This is a genomic window from Yinghuangia sp. YIM S10712 (genome assembly GCF_051388935.1).
Taxonomy (GTDB): domain Bacteria; phylum Actinomycetota; class Actinomycetes; order Streptomycetales; family Streptomycetaceae; genus Yinghuangia.
Genome location: NZ_JBPKBI010000025.1, coordinates 15,226 through 37,699 on the forward strand (window position 1 = coordinate 15,226; position 22,474 = coordinate 37,699).

Annotated in this window: 19 protein-coding genes; 12 read left to right on the top strand and 7 right to left on the bottom strand. The window is 71.6% G+C overall.

Going from position 1 to position 22,474, the window contains the following annotated elements; translation table 11 throughout:
* Positions 1-168: 168 nt before the first annotated feature.
* Positions 169-1,842: a (2,3-dihydroxybenzoyl)adenylate synthase gene (locus ACRX5W_RS30060; RefSeq protein ID WP_436791529.1), complete on the top strand. Its 1,674-nt coding sequence runs from the start codon at positions 169-171 to the stop codon at positions 1,840-1,842.
* 9 nt (positions 1,843-1,851) lie between these two features.
* On the opposite strand, the gene ACRX5W_RS30065 is transcribed toward ACRX5W_RS30060, so the two are convergent.
* The 6 genes from ACRX5W_RS30065 to ACRX5W_RS30090 all read right to left on the bottom strand — a co-directional run bounded on the left by ACRX5W_RS30065 (position 1,852) and on the right by ACRX5W_RS30090 (position 7,571).
* Entirely contained in the window at positions 1,852-2,562 is a 711-nt protein-coding gene (locus ACRX5W_RS30065; protein WP_436791530.1) for an ABC transporter permease, read from the bottom strand.
* Positions 2,559-3,209: an ATP-binding cassette domain-containing protein gene (locus ACRX5W_RS30070; protein WP_436791562.1), complete on the bottom strand. Its 651-nt coding sequence runs from the start codon at positions 3,207-3,209 to the stop codon at positions 2,559-2,561. Before ACRX5W_RS30070 ends, ACRX5W_RS30065 begins: the two co-directional genes overlap by 4 nt.
* 221 nt (positions 3,210-3,430) lie before the next feature.
* Positions 3,431-3,766 (bottom strand): PadR family transcriptional regulator, encoded by a 336-nt coding sequence (locus ACRX5W_RS30075; protein ID WP_436791531.1) that lies wholly within the window; start codon positions 3,764-3,766, stop codon positions 3,431-3,433.
* Positions 3,767-3,916: 150 nt separating this feature from the next.
* A complete protein-coding gene (locus ACRX5W_RS30080; protein ID WP_436791532.1) occupies positions 3,917-5,176 on the bottom strand; it encodes a pyridoxal phosphate-dependent aminotransferase in 1,260 nt (419 codons plus the stop codon).
* A gap of 483 nt (positions 5,177-5,659) precedes the next feature.
* Entirely contained in the window at positions 5,660-6,121 is a 462-nt protein-coding gene (locus ACRX5W_RS30085; RefSeq protein ID WP_436791533.1) for a hypothetical protein, read from the bottom strand.
* Positions 6,122-6,527: 406 nt separating this feature from the next.
* Positions 6,528-7,571, bottom strand: a complete 1,044-nt coding sequence (locus ACRX5W_RS30090) for a LacI family DNA-binding transcriptional regulator (protein ID WP_436791534.1) — start codon at positions 7,569-7,571, stop codon at positions 6,528-6,530.
* A 407-nt stretch (positions 7,572-7,978) separates the two neighbouring features.
* Between ACRX5W_RS30090 and ACRX5W_RS30095 the strand changes: the two genes are divergently transcribed.
* Both ACRX5W_RS30095 and ACRX5W_RS30100 read left to right on the top strand, forming a co-directional pair.
* Positions 7,979-10,078 (top strand): SpoIIE family protein phosphatase, encoded by a 2,100-nt coding sequence (locus ACRX5W_RS30095; RefSeq protein WP_436791535.1) that lies wholly within the window; start codon positions 7,979-7,981, stop codon positions 10,076-10,078.
* Positions 10,079-10,202: 124 nt separating this feature from the next.
* On the top strand, positions 10,203-11,279 hold the full coding sequence (locus ACRX5W_RS30100) for a Vms1/Ankzf1 family peptidyl-tRNA hydrolase (RefSeq protein WP_436791536.1): 1,077 nt from the start codon (positions 10,203-10,205) through the stop codon (positions 11,277-11,279).
* A gap of 251 nt (positions 11,280-11,530) precedes the next feature.
* Here ACRX5W_RS30100 and ACRX5W_RS30105 read toward each other — a convergent pair whose 3' ends face one another.
* Positions 11,531-11,986: a MarR family winged helix-turn-helix transcriptional regulator gene (locus ACRX5W_RS30105; protein WP_436791537.1), complete on the bottom strand. Its 456-nt coding sequence runs from the start codon at positions 11,984-11,986 to the stop codon at positions 11,531-11,533.
* Positions 11,987-12,175: 189 nt separating this feature from the next.
* Between ACRX5W_RS30105 and ACRX5W_RS30110 the strand changes: the two genes are divergently transcribed.
* The 9 genes from ACRX5W_RS30110 (at position 12,176) to galK (ending at position 22,425) form a co-directional block, all read left to right on the top strand.
* Positions 12,176-13,615, top strand: a complete 1,440-nt coding sequence (locus ACRX5W_RS30110) for an MFS transporter (protein ID WP_436791538.1) — start codon at positions 12,176-12,178, stop codon at positions 13,613-13,615.
* A 63-nt stretch (positions 13,616-13,678) separates the two neighbouring features.
* Complete coding sequence (locus ACRX5W_RS30115; protein ID WP_436791539.1) at positions 13,679-14,353, top strand: TetR/AcrR family transcriptional regulator; 675 nt, start codon at positions 13,679-13,681, stop codon at positions 14,351-14,353.
* A gap of 521 nt (positions 14,354-14,874) precedes the next feature.
* Entirely contained in the window at positions 14,875-16,203 is a 1,329-nt protein-coding gene (locus tag ACRX5W_RS30120; protein ID WP_436791540.1) for an acyl-CoA dehydrogenase family protein, read from the top strand.
* The gene (locus ACRX5W_RS30125; protein ID WP_436791541.1) at positions 16,200-17,258 is read left to right on the top strand and encodes a phosphotransferase family protein; all 1,059 of its coding nucleotides are present in this window, start codon (positions 16,200-16,202) and stop codon (positions 17,256-17,258) included. The genes ACRX5W_RS30120 and ACRX5W_RS30125 overlap by 4 nt, the downstream gene beginning before the upstream one ends.
* A 41-nt stretch (positions 17,259-17,299) precedes the next feature.
* On the top strand, positions 17,300-17,728 hold the full coding sequence (locus ACRX5W_RS30130; protein ID WP_436791563.1) for a pyridoxamine 5'-phosphate oxidase family protein: 429 nt from the start codon (positions 17,300-17,302) through the stop codon (positions 17,726-17,728).
* A gap of 403 nt (positions 17,729-18,131) precedes the next feature.
* Positions 18,132-19,148 carry a LacI family DNA-binding transcriptional regulator gene (locus ACRX5W_RS30135; protein WP_436791542.1) on the top strand — a complete coding sequence of 339 codons (1,017 nt, stop codon included), beginning with the start codon at positions 18,132-18,134 and terminating at the stop codon, positions 19,146-19,148.
* Between the two features lie 10 nt (positions 19,149-19,158).
* Positions 19,159-20,265: a galactose-1-phosphate uridylyltransferase gene (galT, locus tag ACRX5W_RS30140; RefSeq protein ID WP_436791543.1), complete on the top strand. Its 1,107-nt coding sequence runs from the start codon at positions 19,159-19,161 to the stop codon at positions 20,263-20,265.
* Positions 20,266-20,275: 10 nt separating this feature from the next.
* Positions 20,276-21,262, top strand: a complete 987-nt coding sequence (gene galE, locus ACRX5W_RS30145) for a UDP-glucose 4-epimerase GalE (RefSeq protein ID WP_436791564.1) — start codon at positions 20,276-20,278, stop codon at positions 21,260-21,262.
* Positions 21,259-22,425: a galactokinase gene (gene galK / locus ACRX5W_RS30150; RefSeq protein WP_436791544.1), complete on the top strand. Its 1,167-nt coding sequence runs from the start codon at positions 21,259-21,261 to the stop codon at positions 22,423-22,425. The genes galE and galK overlap by 4 nt, the downstream gene beginning before the upstream one ends.
* Positions 22,426-22,474: the final 49 nt, after the last annotated feature.

Genomic DNA, 22,474 nt, shown 5'->3' on the forward strand with positions numbered 1-22,474 from the left:
TCCCGCGCGCTACGACACCGGAGCCCTCGGGCGCCCGTGCCCGAGGGCACGGGCGCCGCGCGGCGGTCGCCCTGCGGACTCGCCGGAACAACCGCCCCCGGGGCACGCACAAACGACCGACCACAGTCCCGACCCCGACCCGCCCCCGACCGGACGACAAGGACACCCATGCCCGCCACGCCCGCCGAACCCAAACCCGAGGACACCGTCACCCGCAGCCGCCTGGACGGCTTCACGCCGTGGCCGGACGAGTTCGCCGACCGCTACCGCGCCGCCGGCCACTGGCGGGGCGACACCCTCGGCGACCTGTCGCGCGCGTGGGCGCGCACCTGGCCCGAACGCACCGCCGTCGTCGACGAGAAAGGGCGCCTCACGTACGCCGAACTCGACCGGCGCGCCGACCGCACCGCCGCCGGATTCGCCGACCTCGGCATAGCGCCCGGCGACCGGGTCATCGTGCAACTGCCCAACACCACCGAGTTCGTCGTCGTCCTGTTCGCCCTGCTGCGACTCGGGGCGGTCCCCGCCCTGACGCTGCCCGCCCACCGCGCGCACGAGATCGGGCACCTCGCCGCCCTCGCCGACGCCGCCGCGTACATCGCCCCCGACACCCACGCGGGCTACGACCACCGCGAACTCGCCCGCGAAATCCGCGGTTCCGCACCCTCCGTGCGCCACATCGTGATCGCCGGCGACCCCGGCCCCGCGAATGACGGATTCATCCCGCTCGACCGGGTCGACGCCGAGCCGCGCCCGCTCCCGGGGCCCGACGCGTCCGACGTCGCCGTGCTGTTGGTCTCCGGCGGAACCACCGGTCTCCCGAAGCTGATTCCGCGTACTCACGACGACTACGCCTTCAACGCCCGGGCCAGTGCCGAGGTGTGCGAGCTGACCGGCGACGACGTCTACCTCGTCACACTCCCCGCCGCGCACAACTTCCCGCTCGCCTGCCCCGGCATCCTCGGCATCCTCGGGGTCGGCGGCACCGCCGTGCTCGCGTCCGCGCCGAGCCCCGACGTCGCCTTCCCGCTCATCGAAGCCGAACGCGTCACCGTCACCGCGGTGGTTCCCCCGATCGCCGACCTGTGGTCCATGGCGTGGGAATGGGAGGACGGCGACCGCTCCTCGCTGCGTCTGCTCCAGGTCGGCGGCGCCCGCCTCAACGCCGACCTCGCCCGCACGCTCGGCCCCGCGCTGGACTGCACCGTGCAACAGGTCTTCGGCATGGCCGAGGGGCTGCTCAACTTCACCCGCCTCGACGACGCGGAGGACCTGGTCGCGGAGACCCAGGGGCGACCGCTGAGCGAAGACGACGAGGTGCTGGTCGTCGACGACGAGGGAAACCCCGTCGCACCGGGCGAGGTCGGCGAACTCCTGGTGCGCGGGCCGTACACCATCCGCGGCTACTACCGTGTCCCGGAGCACAACGCCACCGCCTTCACACCGCAGGGCCACTACCGCAGCGGCGACCTCGTCCGCCGTCTCCCCACCGGCCACCTGGTCGTCGAAGGCCGCGTCAAGGAGGTCATCAACCGGGGCGGCGAAGGCGTCCCCGCGGGTGAACTCGAAGAACACCTCGCCGCCCACCCCGCGGTCCGCCAGGTCGCCGTGATCCCGCTGCCCGACCAGGTCCTCGGCGAACGCGTATGCGCCGTCGTCATCCCCGCCACCGCGGGAGCGGCCCCGACGCTTCCGGACCTGAAGGCCTTCCTGACCGGGCGGGGCCTCGCGGCATACAAGTCCCCGGACGTCCTCAAGATCGTCGAGGAACTGCCCCGCACCGGCGTCGGCAAGATCAACAAGCGGGAGCTGAGCGCGCGCTTCGCCCCGGCCCAAGGCTGACCGGCGCGGTCACGCGGAAGAGAGCGGGCGCATGTGCGGTCGGCGCCGCAGGCGCCGGGCGGAGGCGACGGCCACCGCCGTGGCGAGCAGAAGCGTCGTCGCCACGCCATGCGCCGCTCCGCGCATGAGGAAACCCGAATCGGTGTGGTCGATCGCGTACGTCCCGATCTCCCGTCCCGACCAGAAGGGCAGCAGCCGCGCGGCGGGAGACGCCGGATCGATCATCATCTGCATGCCGGCCGCGACGAGCAGCAACAGCGCGCCTTCCAGTTCGCGCGGGACCAAGAGGCCCAACAGCAGGCCGAACGGTGCCGCCGCGGCCACGCACAGCGCCATCGCCGCCGCGATGGCGCCGATGCGCACGCCCGGCTGATCGACGGCGACAAGCACGAGGTACGGCGCCGCCACCAGCACACCCAGCGCCCACAGCGCCAGCATCCGCCCCACCCACACCTGTGCGGCGCGGTAGCCGGAAACGCTCAGCCGCTGCTCCAGCACCCGCCCGCCGTGCCCGACGAACAGCGCCGCCGCGCTCACCGCCCAGGCCAGGCCCAAGAACAGAAAGCGGATGGACTGCCCGGTGTGCTCGTTGTGCCGGCTCAGATAGAACGGCAGTGGGAACAACACCAGCAACACCAACACACCGCGCCGGCGCACCAGTTCGCGTGCCGTCGCCTCGGAGACGGCCAGCAGCCTGTGCAGATTGCCCATCGTGTTCATCGGCCGCTGCGCTCCTTGCGGGCCAGGCGTGCGGCAGTCCGGCCACCGGTCGGCGGCGACGCCTCGGTCAGGTCGAGCACCGTGTCCACGCGGTCGAGCCGGTCCAGCAGATGCGTCACGACGACCACGGCCTTCCCGGCGTCGCGCCACAGCCATATCCGCTCCCAGAAATCAAGGTACGAGCCGCGATCGAACCCTTGGTACGGCTCGTCCAGGAGCAGGATGTCCGGATCCCCGAGAACCGCCAGCACGACATTCAGCTTCTGCCGCGTGCCGCCGGACAGCCGCCCGGCCGGAGCCGGGTCGGGCTGCGTCCAGCGCAAGGAACGCGCCTGCCCGCGACCGTCGTTGCGGGACCGGCCGCGCGACAGACCGCGCCCCGCCCCGACCAGGGCGAAGTGTTCGTCACCGGTGAGGAAGTCACTGGTTCCCGACGCCTGCGGGCAGTAGCCGAGCGAACCGTCCACCGCCACATGGCCGGTGTCGGGCGACGCGAGTCCGGCGCAGATCCGCAGGAACGTGCTCTTGCCGCAGCCGTTGGCGCCGACCACCGCGGCCACTTCGCCGGCGTGCACGTCGAGGTCCACACCGCGCAGGACATGACGGCGGCCGTACCGCTTGCCGATGCCGCGCGCGCTCAACCGCAGCGGGCCGCGCGTGCGGGGGCGGTCGGGCGCGGCGGGCTGCCCGAGGCTTTCGGCCACGGCCGCCGCGTACCGGTCCACCGCTCCGAACACCGCGGTCGCGGGCTCGCCGCTGTCCCTCAGGTGCGCGGCGGCCTCGTCGACGACTTGGCGCGCCTGGTCCGGCCCGACTCCGCGCCGATGCAGGTCCTCCGCCAGGGCCGCGAGCCACCCGAGGTCGTCCGTCACGTCACCACTCCTTGCAGAATCGCGTCCACCCGGCCGCTGAAATCCCGCCACTCCGCCGCCGAGTCCCGCAGCACCGTGCGGCCTTTTGCGGTCAGCCGGTAGTACTTGCGGGCGGGACCGGAATCACCGGACCGCCAGCGGGCGGCGACGAACCCGGCCTGCTGGAGCCGCAGCAGAACGGGATACAGCGTGCCGCCCCGGATCTCGCCGAGGCCGGCCGCCTCCAACTTCTGCACGAGCTCGTAGCCGTACGACTCGCCGTCGGCCAACAGGCCCAGCACGCACAGGTCGAGCACACCGCGGAGCCACTGGCTCCGCCGTCCGGAATCCACGCGGCATAAGGTAGCAGCACAAGCTAGATGGCGTTGCAATCTAGCGTCGCAATCTAGATGGGCCCGCGGAAGTCGGAAGGCCTGCAATCTGGATGGCGCAGCGGAAGGCCCGGGAGGTTCGGGACTCTCCGTACAGCCTGTCGTCCGCGCCTACGCGTCGCCGCCGTTTTCCGTCTCCGGCGGGCCGAGGACATCGCGCAGCGCTTCGTCCAGGTGTCGCAGCGCGGCGGCGATCCACGGGAGCGCCAGGGGGTCTTCGGACGCCAGCGCTGCTTCGCGTTGCTCGGGGGCGGTGCCGTACAGCAGCGAGGTCGCCACCCGCAGGCGCAGCGCCTCGGGTGCGTCGCCGAAGACGTGGCCGGGCAGCACGCCGACCCCGTGGCGGTCGAGCAGCAGGTCGGACAGGTCGCCGCCGGTGGTCACCTCCCACTTGTCCGCCAGGTGGGCGCGCCGCGACTCCAGGTCGGGGTAGACGTAGAAGGCCGCCCGCGGCTCCGCGGCCCCCGCCCCGTACGCGCGCCACCGGGCCGCGACCGCGGCGGCCACGCGCGCGTGCAGCCGGGCGCTCGCCGCCACGTGCTCCACCAGCACCTCGGGCTCGTCGTACGCCGCCACCGCGGCGCTCTGCACCGGCAGCGGAGCCGTTGACCAGATCTCGCTGCCGATGCCGATGACATGCTCGCGCAGTGCGCGGCCGTGCGCGCTGTCGGGGAACCGCGCGACGCCGAGCCGCCAGCCGCCCAGCGCGTGGCTCTTGCTGAGTCCCGCGGTGACGATCGTCCGCTCCGGGGCGAACATCGCCGGGAACGACACCGATTGGCCGGGGTGGGCGAGTTCGCGGTAGATCTCGTCGGACACGATCGTGACGTCGTGCTCGCGCGCCACCTCGCACAGCGCGCGGACGGTCTCGGGCGACGCGATGGTGCCCGTCGGGTTGTCCGGCAGCGTCATGACGATCTGCCGGATCTCGCGACCCGCGGCACGCGCCAGGCGCACGGTCCGCGCCACACGCTCCGGGTCGGGCACGCCGCCGCTGTCCGGCAGCGTGTCGACGTGCCACACGCGTGAGTTGAGAAGCTCCTCGTGCGCCGCGTAGCTCACCCAGCTCGGACGCGGAAGGATGACGTCACCGCCCCACGCCAGACGCAGCGCGAACAGCAGCGCCTTGCTGCCCGGCGCGACCACCACCTGGTCGGCGTCCGTGCGCAGACCGCGCCGCGTCCAGTAACCGGCCGCGGCGGCGCGCAGTTCGGGCAGTCCGGCGACGGGGCCGTACGCGTTGCGCCCGGCCGCCGCGCACAATTCGTCGCGCAGCAGCGGATGGACCGGCAACCCCGCCTCGCCGAAGGCCATCGGCAACACCCGCTCACCACGCGAACGCCGCTGCTCCATCGCTTCGTTGGCTGCCAAAGTTGCGGATGTCCGGAGCATGGAATGCCTTCCCGTCGTTGGTTTTCCGCACCGCAATCAGAGCCGCGTCCGAGCCGCACCGAGGGCATCGGAAAATGGATTACCCGGTGATTCGGAGCATAGGAGCGGTTTATCGGCAGGGTCAATATCCGTGCAGGACAGCGCATTTCGGCTATACGGCGTGCTTTTTGCCCGGTGTGCACATGCGCACCTGGGGCTCCGCTCGCGGTGCAGAAATCACCCTCGGCTCTTCTTGCGCAGGTCGGGCGGTACGCACGAGTCTTGTGCCGCATGGGGTTCGACCTGCGCCGGCCAAGGCAGGGAATTCGCCGGGGCATCACGAAAATGACGGCTGCGGGGCCTCGCATATTGTTCTGGCCGGCCCGCGGCGGCCGCGGCGGAGAAATCGGTTCCGATCCCGCGAGCGAAATGCCGCGCGGGATGTTGTCGCCGGATCCGGCTCGTTTGTTCCAGGCCGACGGCCTACGGCGCGCTGCCGAGGGCCTGCCACAGCGGAAGCTTTCCGGTGGCTATGTGGATTCCGCGCGCCACGATGCGCGCGTTGGTCGTGTCGAGCGACGACAGCCGGGTCAGCGGCACGGGGCCGTCGTCGTGCAGCCCGCAGCACAGCAGGAGCAGCGTGCGCAGTGCCTCGTCATACGGGCTGTCGGGGCTCTCGGCCAGCGCTCGCAGCGTGTCCCACTGCACGGTCGCGTAGCGGCCGTCATCGGTCCAGGTCAGGCAGACCGCGTACAGATCCGCGCGGCGCACGAACGAGCCCTCCTCGGTGAGGATGTACGCGGCCGCCTCCGACGCCGCGTGGCCCTGTGCCGCGCGGTAGAGCGCCGCCTCGATCACCTCCGACGACAAGGCGGGCACGGCCGCGCCCGCGCGGCGCTTGGCCGCCGCGTCATCGTGGTCCGTCGTGCTGTGCTGCGTATTCATACGGCGCCTCCGAGCGCGAAATCCGAGGCGGGGAGCGAACTGCCCACAAGCTCGCCTGTCTTGCCTGCCTTGCCTGTCCTGTCCGTCCGGATCGTCGTTGCTGTCCTGTTTGTCCGAACTGCCCTGCTTGTATCAACTGCGCGGACTGTCCGGTCCGTTCTGCCTGTGTTGCGCGTGCCGAGGCCGATGATGCCGGAGTTGCCGGTGCGGCCTCCACACGCAGCAACGTTCGTCGGTATTCGCGCGTTCCCCACGACCATCCGTCTCGGCCCTCCCATCCCCGTTGCACGCGCCGAAGGCGCAGCGACCCTCAACGGAGAAGACTAGAACGTGACAAGGGCGTTCGGCGGTTGCCGTGGAATTGAACACGTGTCCCGCGCAGGTCGTCCCGGCGAAGTTCCGGGCGTCAGCCCGCCATCGGGTACGGCACGGCACGGCTGGAGTCGCGTACGACGAGCTCGGGGTTCAGGACGATGCTCCGGTGCGCGTGGCCCCGCGGCCCCGGCTCGGTGTTCTCCGTCTCGTCCAGCAGAAGTTCCGCGGCGGTACGGCCGATCCGCGCGGCAGGCTGGCGCACCGACGTCAGCGGGACCACCGCCGCCGCGGCGAACTCGATGTCGTCGTAGCCGACCAGCGCCACATCCTCGGGAACCCGCACACCCGCCGCGTACAGCGCCTGCAACACGCCCAGGGCCAACAGGTCGTTGGCGCAGAAGACCGCCGTCGGCCGCGGGGTCAACCCCAGCAGTCGCGCGCCCGCGTCGCGCCCCGAGGCGACGTCGAGCCGTTCGGCCTCGATGTGGACCAGCGCGCTGTCGGGGAGACCGGCCTCGCGGACCGCCGTCCGGGCGCCGAGGTGGCGGTCGCGCACCTGCGTCAGGTGGCCGGAACCGGACACGTACACGATGCTCCGGTGCCCCGCGTCGAGGAGGTGGCGGCCCGCCAGGGTGCCGCCCAGGACGTCGTCGACCGACACCGAACAGCCGTCCGCGAAGGGGAGAGTGCGGTCCACGAGCACGAACGGGATCCCCCGCGACCGCAGCGACTCGACGGCCCGGCCGCTGCCGTCCGCCGGGGTGACCAACACGCCGCGCACCCGCTGCTCCGCGAACAGCGAGAGATAGTCGGCCTCTTCGTCGACGCTGCCGGCACTGTTGCAGACCATCACGCCCAACCCGGCGTTCCGCAAAGTGCGTTCGGCGCCCTTGGCGACATCCGCGAAGAAGGGGTTGGCCAGGTCGAGGACCAGCATCGCCACGATGCGGCTGCGTCCGGCCCGAAGGTGCCGCGCCGATTCGCTGCGGACATAACCGAGTTGCGCTATCACCGCACGCACGCGGAGCCGCGTCTCGTCGGAGACCATCTCCGGGTTGTTGATCACGTTGGAGACGGTCCCGACGGACACGCCCGCCTGGCGTGCCACGTCCTTGATGCCCACCCTGCCTGTCACGTGCTGCTCCCCGCGCCCTTCCCCGCAGCCTTCCCCGTCCCGCCCTGCCGAGTTCCACCCCGCCCAGCGTCATCGTAGGGGTGGGTGCACACGCCACGGCACACCGGTGGCGGCTTCGGTGGAACGCTCGGCCCTCGGCATCGCCGAACGTATGTTCGGTCGGGGCTGGGGCCACGACCGGGACAACGCGCCGGCGTACGGCCGTCTCGGCCGTGAGGGGCCGGCGCGGTGGACGCGGTGCTGCGCCCGCGCAACCTGGGGGCAGGGCGCCCCCGGCCAGGCCCGGTTTCGCGTCTGCGCCGTGGGCCGCGGGCCCAACGAGCGGGACAACTGCACCGGGAAGCCCACGCGCACATACTGGAGATTCGCCGGGGATGCGTCCCGCACCTTTCGAGGGGACCAGGTCAATGGACGGACGACCGCAGGACGGCCCGCCGGACTTCGGGCTGCCCGCGCACTGGGCCGAGCCGTTGGCGCGTGCCGCGTTCACCCAGCAGATCGGGGTGGCCATCGCCCTGGACGCCGAACTGCGCGTACTCGCCGCCAACCTCGGCCCCGACGAGCTTCCCGGCGTGCCGATCCGCCCCGGCGTACCCGCGCGCGAGGTCTTCGCGGCGCTCGGTGCCCCCGACGCCGTCGCCTCACTCGAACGCGTGCTCGACACCGGCGAGCCCTTGGGCGACCGCACGACCGTCCTGCAAGCACGTCGCGCCGACCTCCGTCGCCCCGTCTACCTGCGCCTCGGCGCGCTGCGCATCGGCACCGACACCGAACCGCCGCACGGCGTCCTCGTGGTCCTCACCGACGTCACCGACGGAATCCGCGCCAACACCAGGCTGGAACTCACCCGGGCCGCCGCGCTGACCCTCGGCGCGTCGCTGGACGTCACGGAGACGGCCCAGCAACTGGCGGACCTGTTCGTACCGAGCCTGGCGGACCTGGCGGCCGTCCACCTCGCCGACGCGGTCCTGGTCGGGGAGGAGCCGACCCGGTTCGTCGGTGGCCAGACCAACGCGCGCCGCGTCGCCGTGGCCAGCCACGGGAAACCCTGGCCGGCGTCGCTTCTCCAGCCCGGCGAACCGATCCCCGAACTCCCCGACATCCCGGAGGTCCGCAGCTTCCACAGCGGCGAAACCGTGCTGATCCCGGACCTCGCCGAGCACCTGCGGACCGCCAAGGTGGTCGACATGGACTACCGGGACAGCAGGATCCCCGAGGACGCGCACTCGATCGTCGCCGTGCCGCTCGTCGCACGGGGGCTGGTGCTCGGCGGCGTGCAACTTTGGCGCACCGATCGGACGGAGGCGTTCGACGAGCACGACGCCCGCGTCGTCGAGGACATCGTGTCCCGGGCGGCACTCAGCGTCGACAACGCGCGCCGCTACACCCGCGAACACCGGGTCGCGCTCTCGCTCCAGCGCAGCCTGCTGCCCGCGGCCACGGTCGAGGCGCCGGGCGCCGAGACGTTCGGGATCTACCTTCCGACGGTCTCCTCGGCGGGAGTCGGCGGCGACTGGTACGACGTGATCCCCCTGTCGTCGCTGCGGCTCGCGTTCGTGGTCGGCGACGTCGTCGGCCACGGCCTGCGCGCCAGCGCCACGATGGGCCGCCTGCGGACCGCCGTGCAGACACTCGCCGACATGGACTTGGCGCCGGACGAACTCCTCACCCACGTCGACGACTTGGTGCTCCGCCTCGGCATGGCGCCGGGGGACGAGGCCGTGGTCGGCGCAACGTGCCTGTATGTCGAGTACGACCCGGTCTCCGGCGTCTGCCGCATGGCCTCCGCCGGGCACCCGCCGCCCGCGTTCGTCGCCCCCGACGGCCGCCCCCGGTTCGCCGACATGGAGACGGGACCGCCGCTGGGCATCGGCGGCATGCCGTTCGAGGTCTCCGAACTGCGTCTGGAACCCGGCAGCGTCCTCGCCCTCTACAGCGACGGCCTGGTCGAGGGCACGGACCACGACATCGACAGCGGCATGCGGAGGTTGCTCGACAACCTGCGGCAATCGAACTGCCTGACCCAGGACTTGGAGAAGGTCGGTCGCGACCTGCTCAACGACACGGCAGCCGGTTCCCCGGACGACGACACCACCCTGCTCCTGGCCCGCGTCCGTCCGCTTCCCCAAGTCGACAGTGCCGAATGGGAGTTGCCCGCGGACCCGGCCTGCGTCGGCCGTGCCAGGGAATTGGCCATGGAACGCCTGGCCGCCTGGGGCCTCGACGAACTCGCCTTCACCGCCGAGCTCGTGGTCAGCGAACTGGTCACCAACGCGGTCCGCTACGGCGGAGGCCCGTGCACGCTGCGGCTGTTGCGCGGCAAGACGCTCATATGCGAGGTGTCGGACCCGAGCAACACCCAGCCGCGCCTGCGCCGGGCCCGCACCACGGACGAAGGCGGACGCGGGCTCTTCCTCGTCGCACAGTTGACCGCTCGCTGGGGAAGCCGATATCAGCAGTCCGGCAAGACGATTTGGGCCGAACTCCAGCCGATTCCCGAGATATGACCGCCGCGATCCGTGTCCGGCGCACGGTTCTCCCGGAACTACCGCAGGACCAATGCAGGACCACCGCATAACGACTGGATCCCCGGGTAGCCGCAGACACGTGAACCTGACCTTTTTGCGACAGATGTACGAAAATGACGGTCCGTGGGCCACGGCATACATCGGAACACGTCGCGATGTCGAGAACGCGCCCAAGGAGATCAACTTGCGCTGGCGCGGCCTCCGTGCGCGGCTCGCCGAACGTGGCTGCGACGAGGCGACGCTCGCCGCGATGGGCTCCGTGATCGGCAACGACCGCTTCCGCGGGCATCCGCACGGCCAAGCGGTCTTCGCGGCGCGCGGCAAGGTCGCCGGGGTCTACGAACTACCGGATTCGCCGTCTCTTGACTCGGCGCACTACGGGCCGCTCCCGCACGCGATGCCGCTGCTGGCGCAGTTGGGCGATCCCGTGCCGTGCCTGGTCGTCCACGTCGACCGCACCGGCGCGGAACTCGTCGCCGAGGACGCCGACGGCAACGCGGACGACCGCAGGGTCACGCCGGTGACCGACGCGACCGCGCCGATCCACAAAGTGCAGGCCGGCGGTTGGTCGCATCCGCGCTACCAGCGCCGGGCCGCAAACACGTGGGAGGCCAACGCGCGCGGCGTGGCCGAGGAGGTCGAGCGGACCGCCGCGCGGATCGGTGCCGACGTCATCGCCGTCGACGGCGACCCGCGGGCCCGCGGACTGCTCCGCTCGCACCTGGACCGGCCGTGGTCGGAACGCCTCGTCGAAGCCGAGGGGAGGAACGGCTCGACCGTGCGTGAAGCCGTCGAAAAGGTCCGCGAAACGACCCGCGAGGCGCTCGCGGAGCGGTTCTGCCGACGCCGCGCGGACGGCGACGGGGTCGTCGAAGGCCTCGCCCCCACCGTGGAGGCGCTCGCGGCCGCCCGCGTCGACACGCTGGTGCTGCACAACCACCCCGAGTCCACGGCGCGCCTGTGGTTCGGCCCTGAGCCGGGACAACTGGCCATGACCGAGGCGGAGTTGCTGGCCCAGGGGGTCACCGAGCCGCAGTGCGACCGGGCGGACGCCGTCCTGGTGCGCGCCCTGACCACCAGCGCCGCCGCGCTGGAGGTGCTTGAGGAGCACCACCTCGGGCTCAAGGAAGGTGTCGGCGCGCTGCTCAGGCAGATGGAACGCGCGGAAGCGACCCGCTGAACCGCTGCCCCGCCCACCGCGGGGACCACAAGCGGGGGGGGGGGGGGGGGGGGGGGGGGGGGGGGGGGGGGGGGGGGGGGGGGGGGGGGGGGGGGGGGGGGGGGGGGGGGGGGGGGGGGNCCCGCTGAACCGCTGCCCCGCCCACCGCGGGGACCACAAGCGCGTCGCGGCCGGGACCGCTCCGGAAACGGTGGCGGTCCCGGCCGCGACGCGCTTCTGCGTTTCCCGCACCCTTGCTCGGGCCGTACGGGTCACGGGCGCGGCCAGGGGCGTCCCGCGAGGTGTTCGATCGTGGTGTTGAAGCGCTTGAGGTAGGCCGCGAAAGCGGCGACATCCTCTGGGGTCCAGTCCCCGAGGATCTTCTCCAGGCCGCTGACCATGGTGTTCCGCTCGAAGTCCAAGAGGCGTTCGCCCTCGGCCGTGAGGCGGAACTTGCGCGCGATGCCGCCCTCGGCGTCCGAGATGCGTTCGAGCAGCCCGTCGCGCACCAACGCGCTCGTCTTGCGGTTGAGGGTGGATACGTCCAGGCCGAAGGTCTCGCTGAGCTGCCGCAGCGAGAGGGGCCCGGCGAGCCTGATCCGGGTGAGCAGCACGTACGTGCTGCTGTCCAGGTGCCCTTCGCGGCCGATGGACCGGGCGGTCATGGTGAAGTGCCGACCGAGCAGCATGGTCTCGTACTCGATCAGATCCGTGGCCTTGCCCGCCATACCTCTTCCTTCCCGGTCTCCGAGCCGACGACCGCCCCGAAGCGCCCCACGGTGTCACCGGCGCACCTCTTTTATGCAGCTTACACATGTTGTGTGCTGCACATAACATGTGTAGTGTGCACACATTGTGCAGGGTGCACATCAGGGCGCGCATCGCGGGCGTCCGAATGCGGGGATGGAGCCGGGTGCATGACGCCGACTGAGCGGCCTGCCGGGATCGTCGTCGTCCTCGCATTCGCCGGTATCACCGCCTCGCTGATGCAGACCCTGGTCGTACCGCTCCTCGGCGACCTGCCGCGCCTGCTGGACACCTCGGCCTCGAACGCGACATGGGTCGTCACCGCGACGCTTCTCGCCGGATCCGTCGCCACCACGGTGATCGGCAGGCTCGGCGACCTCTACGGCAAACGCCGCATGCTGCTCGTCTGTTCGGTGCCGCTCGTCGCGGGCTCGGTGGTCTGCGCACTCGCCGGATCCCTCGTCACCATGATCGTCGGACGGGCCCTCCAGGGCATCGGCATGGGCATCGTGCCGCTCGGCATCAGCGCGCTGCGCGACCTGCTGCCCCCCGAGCGCCTGGGTTCCGCGATCGCGCTGATCAGCTCGTCGCTGGGCATCGGCGGCGCCCTCGGCCTGCCGCTCGCGGCGGTGGTCGCGGAGAACTCCAGTTGGCGCGCGCTGTTTTGGGGCGCCGCCGTGCTGAGCGCCGTCGTCGCGCTGCTCGTGTGGCTGCTGGTGCCGCCCACTTCGCCCGGCGCGGTCGGGAAGTTCGACTTCGTCGGGGCGGGGATTCTCGGCGTGGGGCTGATCTGCCTGCTGCTGGCCGTGTCCAAAGGTGCCGACTGGGGGTGGACGAGCGGCACCACACTGGGCCTCGGCGCGGCGGCCGTGGTCGTGCTGCCGGCGTGGGGCTGCTGGGAGCTGCGGACCAGGTATCCGCTGGTCGACATGCGTGTGACCGCCCGGCCGCAGGTGCTGGTCACCAACATCGCCTCGATCGCGCTCGGCCTGTCCATGTACGCGCAGGCGCTGATCCTGCCGCAGCTGCTCCAACTGCCCGGCTCCACGGGCCACGGCCTCGATCAGTCGATGCTCGAAATGGGCCTGTGGATGGCCCCGGCCGGCATCGTCATGATGCTGCTCTCGCCCGTGGGCGCGCGACTGTCCGACGCGCGCGGTCCGAAGGTGACGCTGGTCGTCGGCAGCCTGGTGCTTGCGCTCGGCTACGGAAGCTCCGTCGTGCTGCTCGGTTCGCCGTGGACCGTGATGCTCGTCTCGGCGGTCTGCGCCATGGGCGTGGGCCTGGCCTACGGGGCGATGCCCGCACTCATCATGGCCGGCGTACCGGAGACGGACACCGCGGCGGCCAACAGCTTCAACACCCTCATGCGTTCGATCGGCACGTCCGTTTCCGCTGCGATGGTGGGTGTGGTCCTGTCGCAGATGACCGTCGAACGAGGCGGAGTCCTGGTGCCGTCGGAGGGCGCTTTCCGGACCGGCATGCTGATCGGCTGCGGACTCGCCCTCGTCGCGGCAGCGGTCGCCGCGGCGATTCCCGTGCGGTCGGCCCGCCGTACGTCCGACCACGGCGTGGCCGCCGCCGAGCGTTCTGCCGCGTCGGTGAGCTGACCTGCGCACCTGGGCGACGGGCTGGGGCTGAACAGGTGTTGTACGGCGGGCTAGGATGCGCGCATGTCCCCCCAGCATCGCCCTGACCACAGCGGCGAGTCTCCGACGCTCGCGCAGCGGGCGGTCCGCCGCCGCGTGGCGGGCCTGGAGGAGACCGCGCAGTCCGACGTCGAACGCCTCATGCAAGCCGGACTGGCGCTGATGGTCGACAGCAGCGGACGCCGCGGCCCCCGCGTCGCCGACATCGTGGCCGCCGCCGGGCTCTCCAACGACGCGTTCTACCGCTACTTCGGCAGCAAGGACGCCCTGGTCGAGGCGATCGTCGAGCAAGGCTCGCGCACGGTGGTCAGCTATGTCCGGCACCGCATCGCGGCGGCCGACGGACCCCACGAAAAGCTCGAGGCCGGCGTCGACGCGATCATGAAGCAGGCCTCCGACGCCGACCTGGCCGGCAAGACCCGTGCCGTGTTGAGCAATTCCACGATGGTCTCGACGGGATCCCGCTACGGCACCGCCGAGTTCGTCGACGAACTCGCGGCACTGTTCGTGGCCTCCCTGACCGACCTGGGCGCCCACGACCCGGCCCGCACCGCCCGGGTCATCGCGACCACGGCGGTGGCGTCGATGCAGTACTACCTCTTCCGAGGCGAGGTGCCGACCGAGGACGACCTGGCCCACCTCTCCGCCTTCGCCCTCGCGGGCGCGACGGAACAACGCGACGCGTCCCCGACCGCCTGAGGCGCCGACACGGCCCACCGAGGGGCGGTCCCGACGCCGGCGCCGACGAACACTCCCGCCTCGGGGCGGGAGACCGCGCGGTGTCGGCCGGCCATGCGACTCGCGGTGTGGGGTGCGTCCTCCAGGAGCATCCGGGTGGCGGCGGGTGCCACCGCCGCCCGGACCGGCCGGCGTCGGCTCGGCCCTTGGTTCGCTGACCCCGCTCCGCCTGTGCGGTCGGCATACCCGCCTGTGGCGCCCAACACCGCTCGGCGCGGGCGCAGTTGCGGATCTGCCGTCTCGCCGCCGGCTTGCGTGTGACCTTGCGCCCTTCGCTGTGTCCAGTCGTCGCGGCGGTGCTGCCGCCGGTCCGTCGGTCGGGTCTGCGTTCTCAGGCCAAACCACTCCGCACCGACCGCCAACAAGCATTCCTGGATCGCAGAATGTCATTCTGCTATCTTGCGAAGGGCATTCCGCGCGTGCTTCCCGCGCCGCGTCATGAAGTCGCCCCGTTACACCGCCGAGGCAGAAGGAGCCGCCCGATGTGGGATTTCAGCACGGAACCTGAATTCCAGGCCAAACTCGACTGGGTGGCCAAGTTCGTCAAGGAGGAGGTCGAGCTGATCGACATCCTCTTCCCGGGCCACGGCGAGCCGTACGACCGGGAGAGCGAGGTCTTCCACAAGGTCATCAAGCCCATGCAGCAGAAGGTCCGGGACCAGGGGCTGTGGGCCGCGCACCTGCCGCCGCACCTTGGCGGCATGGGCATGGGCCAGGTCAAGCTCGCCCTGCTCAACGAAATCCTCGGGCGCACCTCGTGGGCGCCGATGATCTTCGGCACCCAGGCCCCCGACTCGGGCAACGCCGAGATCCTCGCCCACTACGGCAACGAGCGGCAGAAGAAGGAGTTCCTGGAGCCGCTGCTCGACGGCAAGATCGTGTCGACGTACGCGATGACCGAGCCCACCGGCGGCTCGGACCCCGGCGGCTTCTCGTGCACTGCCGTCCGTGACGGCGACGAGTGGGTCATCAACGGCCAGAAGTGGTTCGCCTCGAACTACCCGTACGCCGCCTTCGTCATCGCGATGGTCATCACCGACCCGGACGTCCCCGTGCACCGTGGTTCGTCGATGCTGCTCATCCCCGCCGGCACCCCGGGCATGGAGATGATCCGCGGCACCGGCCTGAGCGGCGAGAAGCTCGGCGAGGAGGGCGCGCACGGTTATCTCCAGTTCACCGACGTCCGCGTGCCCGCGGAGAACTGCCTCGGCGAGCCCGGCACCGGTTTCGCGATCGCGCAGACCCGTCTCGGCGGCGGCCGCCTGCACCACGCGATGCGTTCGGTGGGCCTGTGCAAGCGTGCGCTGGAAATGATGACCGAGCGCATGGTCAGCCGTACCACCCGCGGCAAGGTGCTCTCCGCGCAGCAGTCGGTGCGCCAGGACCTGGCCGACACCTGGATCCAGCTGGAGCAGTTCCGCCTCCAGGTGCTGCACGCCGCGTGGCAGGTGGACCGCTCGAAGGAGACCGGGGACCCGGCGCACGCCGAGCTGGCCCGCCTGCACATCTCGGCGGTGAAGTCCGCGACGCCGAAGACGCTCGTCGACATCATGTACCGCAACATGCACCTGCACGGCGCGCTCGGTGCCTCGAACGAGCTGCCGATCATCCGCTGGTGGAACGCCGGCCCGGTGCTCGGCGTGGCGGACGGCCCGACCGAGGCGCACAAGGACGTCGTCGCCAAGCTGCTGCTCAAGCACGCCGTCCCGGCCGAGGACAAGCTGTTCGGTTCGGAGCACATCCCGACCCGGCTGGCCGCCGCCCGCGAGAAGTTCGCGGACGTGCTCGGGGGATTGGCGGACGCCAAGTGAGCGAGACCCCCAAGAAGTCGGACGCCGCTCTCGTCGACCTCGACCGCCTCAACCAGTGGTCGCAGCTCGGCGACCTCCCGGGCGAGGGGCCGGTCGAGTCGCTCACGCGCCTGACCGGCGGAGCGCAGAACCTGCTGTTCACGATGCGCCGGGCGGACGGCACCGAGCTGGTCCTGCGTCGTCCGGGACGGTACGCCGGCCCCGAGGCGGCGGGCCCGTTCATCCGGGAGAGCCGCGTTCTCACGGCGCTGGCCGGCACCGGAGTGCCGCACCCGCGCCTGTACGGGTACAGCATCGACGACTCGGTCATCGGTGTCCCGTTCTCCGTCCTGGAGAAGATCGACGGGTTCATGCCGAGGGGCCAACTGCCCGGCACGTACGCCACGGACGTCGAGTGGCGTCGCTCGCTCGCGTTCGAACTCGTCGGCGGGGCCGCGAAGCTCGCGGCGGTCGACCCGGACGCCGTGGGTCTCGCAGATCTCAGCAAGACCGAGGACTGGGCGCAGCGTCAGGTCGCCCGCTACCTGCGGAACCTGCACTCGTACCGTGACACCCAGGGCTACAGCGAGACCGAGTCGCCGCTGGTCGACGCGATCAGCGACTGGCTGAAGGCGAACGCGCCGGGTGAGGTGCACATCGGTTTCGTGCACGGCGACCTGCAGTTCGCGAACGTCATGTTCAAGCACGACAGCCCGCACCTCGCGGCGATCGTGGACTGGGAGATGACCAGCCTCGGCGACCCGCTGCTCGACCTGGCGTGGATCCTCACGGCCTGGCGCGAGGCCGGCGACCCGCCCGGCAGCGACCCGCAGCTCCAGCCGTGGGACGGCATGCCGAGCCGGGCCGAACTCGTCGAGCACTACGGCAAGTTGACGGGCCGTGACACCTCCGGCTTCCGGTGGTTCCAGGTGCTCGCGTGCTTCCGGCTCGCGTCGCTGCTCGAAGGCAGCTATGTCCGCTCGCTGAACGGCAAGATGGACGCCGCGCTCGGCCGCGGCCTGCACGACTACGCTGCGTGGCTGTGGACGTTGGCCGCACAGGAGGTCGGACTGTGACCGAAGAGAACACGGGGCAGCGCAAGGGCAAGGCCATCGCGATGACGGCCGACGAGCGCGACGCGTTCCTGCGCGAAGCGCCGATATGCCGGGTCGCGACGGTGGGCGCCGACGGCCGCCCGCACGCCACCGCCCTGTGGTTCGTGTGGGATGGCACCGCTCTGTGGCTCAACTCGCTCACGCGCAGCCAGCGGTGGGTCGACTTGGACCGGGACCGCCGGATCAGCGTCATCGTCGACGACGGCGGCAAGGACTTCCTGAGCCTGCGCGGCGTGGAACTCCAGGGCAGCGCCGAGGTCGTCGGCGAGGTGCCGCGCAAGGGCGAGCCGGTCGACGAACTCGTGGAGCCGGAAAGCCTGTTCGGTGACAAGTACGCGGGCGGCGAGTTCCGCTACGACGGCCGCCACGGCTGGCTTCGCCTGGTCCCGGAAAAGATCGCGAGCTGGGACTTCAACAAACTGCGCCGCTGACCTGGAGCGGCGACCGTCGGTCGGTCGCCGCATCAGCGGCCGTGCCGTGCTGCAACGCGAACGTGCTTCGTGCGACAGCCTTTCCGCCCCCCGGGACCGCCGTCCCGGGGGGCGGAGGCGTTTCGGGCCGCGAAGCCGGTCCGCGTCGCAACGGGCACGCGCGGGGTGGCGCGGGGTCGGGGCCGTAGCCTTCGGCGCCGCGTCCCTCGGCTTATGGCAGCGCAAACCTTCTGCGTGAAGCCCTCCTCTCGCGGGTCTGGCGCGTCGCCGGCAGACTTTGACGTCGCCGCATGTTTGCGCAAACATTGGTGCCGGCAGCGGTGCCGTGAGACAGGGAGGCTGGATGGGCGCGTCGCGGGAAGGGGCTCCCAGGGCGCGCTCGCGCCCGACACGACGGGCTTCCATGGCCGACGTCGCGGCGTTGGCGGGGGTTTCGGCGCAGACGGTTTCCCGGGTGGTGAACGGCAGCGCGCGGGTCGAGCCGGAGACCGCGCTGCGGGTGACGCAGGCGATGCAGAAGGTGGGGTATCGGCCGAGCAGCGCCGCGCGGGCGCTGGCCACGGGGCACAACCGGATGATCGGGGTCATCAGTTTCGATCTGAAGACGTACGGCAACGCCCGCGCGTTGGAGGCGGTCGTCGACGCCGCCCAGGGGCGCGGATATTCGGTGCACGTCGTGACGGCGTCCGCGCGCACCCGGAAGGCGGTGGCCGAGGCCTTCGAGCGGTTGGGGCGGCACGACGTCGACGGGGTGATCCTGAACCAGGCGGACGCGCTCGACGCGCGGTTGGCGTTGCCGAGCGGAATGCCCGTGGTGGTGTTCGACGGCGACGACGACAGCCGGTTCCCCTGCGTGCAGACCGACCACGGCGCGGGGGCCGCGGCGGCGGTGGAGCACTTGTTGGGGCTGGGGCACCGGACGGTCTTCCACCTGGGCGGCCCGGCGGAATCGTTCCCGGCCCGACACCGTGCCGAAGCGTGGCTGCGGGTCCTCTCGGCCGCCGGGTGCCCGGTGCCGCGCGTCGTCTACGGGGACTGGACCGCGGAGAGCGGTTACCGGCTGGGCCGGTCGCTTGCCGAACGCCCGGAGATGACAGCGGTGTTCGTTGCGAACGACCAGATGGCGCTGGGGCTGCTCCGGGCCCTGCGGGAGGCGGGGCGCGATGTGCCGGGCGACGTGAGCGTGGTCGGTTTCGACGACATTCCCGAGTCGGCGTACTTTCCGCCGCCGCTGACGACGGTCGACCAGGACTTCGGGGGCATCGGGGACACGAGCGTGCGCCTGCTGCTGGACCGGCTCGCGCCGGGTGAACTCCCTGATGGCGAAGGGGAGTCGGGCGGTACGACGTACATCGCGCCGCGCCTGGTCGTCCGGGACAGCACGGCGGCTCCTGCGGGGCACCAGGCCCCTCGAACATGAAGGCGAATCCATGCAACGCGTGACGACACGGCTCGCCGACGGCCGTGAACTGCTGTACTACTTCGACGGTTCGGCTCCGGAAGGCCCGATGCCGCAGGACCGCCGCGAACTCGCGGCACACCGGCCCGCGTCCGAATTGCGCTATGACGCACTGCGCGACGAGTGGGTGGTCGTGGCGACGCATCGGCAGGGGCGCACACACCTGCCCGGCGACGACGAGTGCCCGCTGTGCCCGTCGACCGCGGAACGCTCGTCCGAGATTCCCGCACAGGCCTACGACGTGGCGGTTTTCGAGAACCGGTTCCCTTCGTTGGCCGAGAGGGCGGGGCAGTCGGCGGACGACCGGGGTCCCACCGGGGAAGCGCCGGAGCTGTTCGCGGTGCGGCCGGGGCACGGCCGGTGCGAGGTGGTGTGCTTCACCAGCGATCATGACGCGTCGTTCGCCGACCTGGCCGCGAAGCGCGTACGCACCGTCGTCGACGCGTGGTGCGACCGCACCGCCGCGCTGTCGGAACTCCCCGAGGTGGAACAGGTATTCGTGTTCGAGAACCGCGGTGAGGAGATCGGCGTCACGCTCGCGCACCCGCACGGGCAGATCTTCGGCTACCCGTTCGTGACTCCGCGTACGCGCCGCATGCTGGACAGCGTTCGCGGTTACCGGGCGCGCACCGGACGAGACCTCCACCACGATCTGCTCACCGCCGAACTCGTCGACGGCGCCCGCGTGGTGGCGCGTGGCGAGCACTGGGCGGCCTTCGTCCCGGCCGCCGCGCGGTGGCCGTTCGAGGTGCACCTGTATCCGCTGCGGCGCGTCGCGGACCTGCCGGCGCTCGACGACGCGGAACGCGACGAACTCGCCCTCGTGTACCCGGAGATCCTGCGCGGGCTCGACCGCGTTTTCGGAATGCGCATGCCGTACATAGCCGCATGGCACCAGGCGCCCGTGCGGCTCGACCGCGAATCCGCTTGGCTGCACCTGGAGTTGTTCTCCACCCGGCGGGCGCCCGCGAAGCTGAAGTACCTGGCCGGATCGGAGTCGGGCATGGACGTCTTCATCAACGACATCGCCCCCGAGCACGCCGCGGCCATGCTGCGCGGCGACACGAAGGCGGCGTGACGTGGGCGTGATGCGTGTCCTGGTGACCGGCGGCGCCGGATACATCGGTTCGGTGACCACGGCGATGCTGCTCGGCGCCGGCCACGACGTCACCGTGCTCGACGACCTGTCGACCGGGCACCGCGACGCGGTCCCGGACCGTGCGCGGTTCGTCGAGGCGGACGTGCGCGCCGCAGGCGACGTCCTCGCACGCGAACGCTTCGACGCCGTCATGCACTTCGCGGCGCGCTCCCTTGTCGGAGACTCCGTCGCCGACCCCGCCGACTACTGGCACACCAACGTCGGCGGCACGACGGCCCTGCTCGACGCCGTCCGCGCGCACGGTGTGGGGAGGTTTGTCTTCTCCTCGACGGCCGCCGTCTACGGCGACCCCGCGGCGATCCCGATCCGCGAGACGTCCGAGACGCGCCCGACCAATCCGTACGGCGCCTCCAAGCTCGCCGTCGACCACATGATCGGCTCCTACGCGACCGCGTACGGCCTCGCCGCCGTGTCGCTGCGCTACTTCAACGTCGCGGGCGCCCACGCCGGGCTCGGCGAGCGGCACGCCCGCGAGACCCACCTGATCCCGCTCGTGCTGGAGGTCGCCCGGGGGCTGCGCGAGCACATCGTCATTCACGGCACCGACTGGGACACCCCCGACGGAACGTGCATCCGCGACTACATCCACATCGCCGATCTCGCCCGCGCGCATCTGCTCGCCCTGGACGCGGCGGTTCCCGGACGGCACGAAGTCTGCAATCTCGGCAACGGAACCGGCTTCTCCGTTCGCGAAGTCGTGGACACCGCACGGCAGGTGACGGGCCATCCGATCCCGTCACGGGAGGGGCCGCGCCGCGCCGGAGACCCCGCCGTCCTGGTGGCCGCCGCGGAGCACGCCGCCGAGTTCCTCGGCTGGCGGCCCGAACTCCCGGACCTGGCGGGCATCATCGCCGACGCATGGGCCTTCCACAGTGCGCCGGGCACACCGGCCGACACGGCGCCGGGGGAGCGATGACCTCCGCCGCTTCTGCCGCCTTCGCCGGGGTCTACGGGCGACCGCCCGAACTCGCCTGGCATGCTCCGGGACGCATCAACGTCATCGGCGAACACACCGACTACAACGACGGATTCGTGCTCCCCGCGGCGATCCCGCAGGGGGTCACCGCCGCCGTCGGCGCCCGCACCGACGGACTGGTCCGCATCGCCTCCGCGCAATTCCCCGGCCCGCCCGCCGCCGTCCGGCTCGACGACCTCGCGCCGGGGAGACTGCCCGGGGGTGCCGGATACGCGGCAGGCGTGGTGTGGGAACTGGCCCGCCGCGGCCTGCCGGTCACCGGCGTCGACATCCACCTCGACGGCGACGTACCGCAGGGGGCGGGCCTGTCGTCGTCGGCGGCACTCGAATGCGCCGTCGCCGGGGCCCTGGACGACCTGTGGCGGCTCGGTCTGCCGCCGGCGACCCTCGTCGACGTCGCCCGTCGCGCCGAGAACGACTTCGTCGGCATGCCGTGCGGCGTCATGGACCAGTCAGCCGCGCTGCTGTCCCGCGCCGGGCACCTGCTCTTCCTCGACACCCGCGACATGACGACCCGTCATGTGCCTTTCGACCCGGGGGCGTTCGGCCTCGAACTGCTCGTGATCGACACCCGTGCCCCGCACCGGCTCGTGGACGGCGAGTACGCGCGCCGCCGCCGCGAGTGCGCCGAGGCGTGCCGCATCCTCGGCGTCTCCGCGCTGCGCGACCTGGATCCCGGCGACCTTCCGGCCGCGCTCGCCCGCCTCGCACCGCCCGTCGCGTCGCGCGTCCGGCACGTCGTCACCGAGAACGCGCGCGTCCTGGCGACAGTGGCCCTCCTGACCGAAGGTGCCGACCCGCGCCGCATCGGACCACTCCTGGACGCCGCCCACCGGTCGCTCCGCGACGACTATGAGGTGAGCAGCATCGAACTCGACACGGCCGCCGAATCGGCCGTGGCCGCAGGGGCGTACGGTGCGCGCATGATCGGCGGTGGATTCGGCGGGTCGGTGCTCGCGCTCATCGACAGCGATCGGCGCGGGGCCACCAAGGACGCGGTACGCAACGGCGCCGCCCGCGCGGGACTGCCCGAACCGGCCTTCCTCACCGTCACGCCGGCCGCGGGCGCGGGCCCGGTGCCACCCCGGGCGGGGTCCGCCTGACACTCTGGCCCACACCCCCGATTCGAAGCACCAGAGCGAGGCACGATCA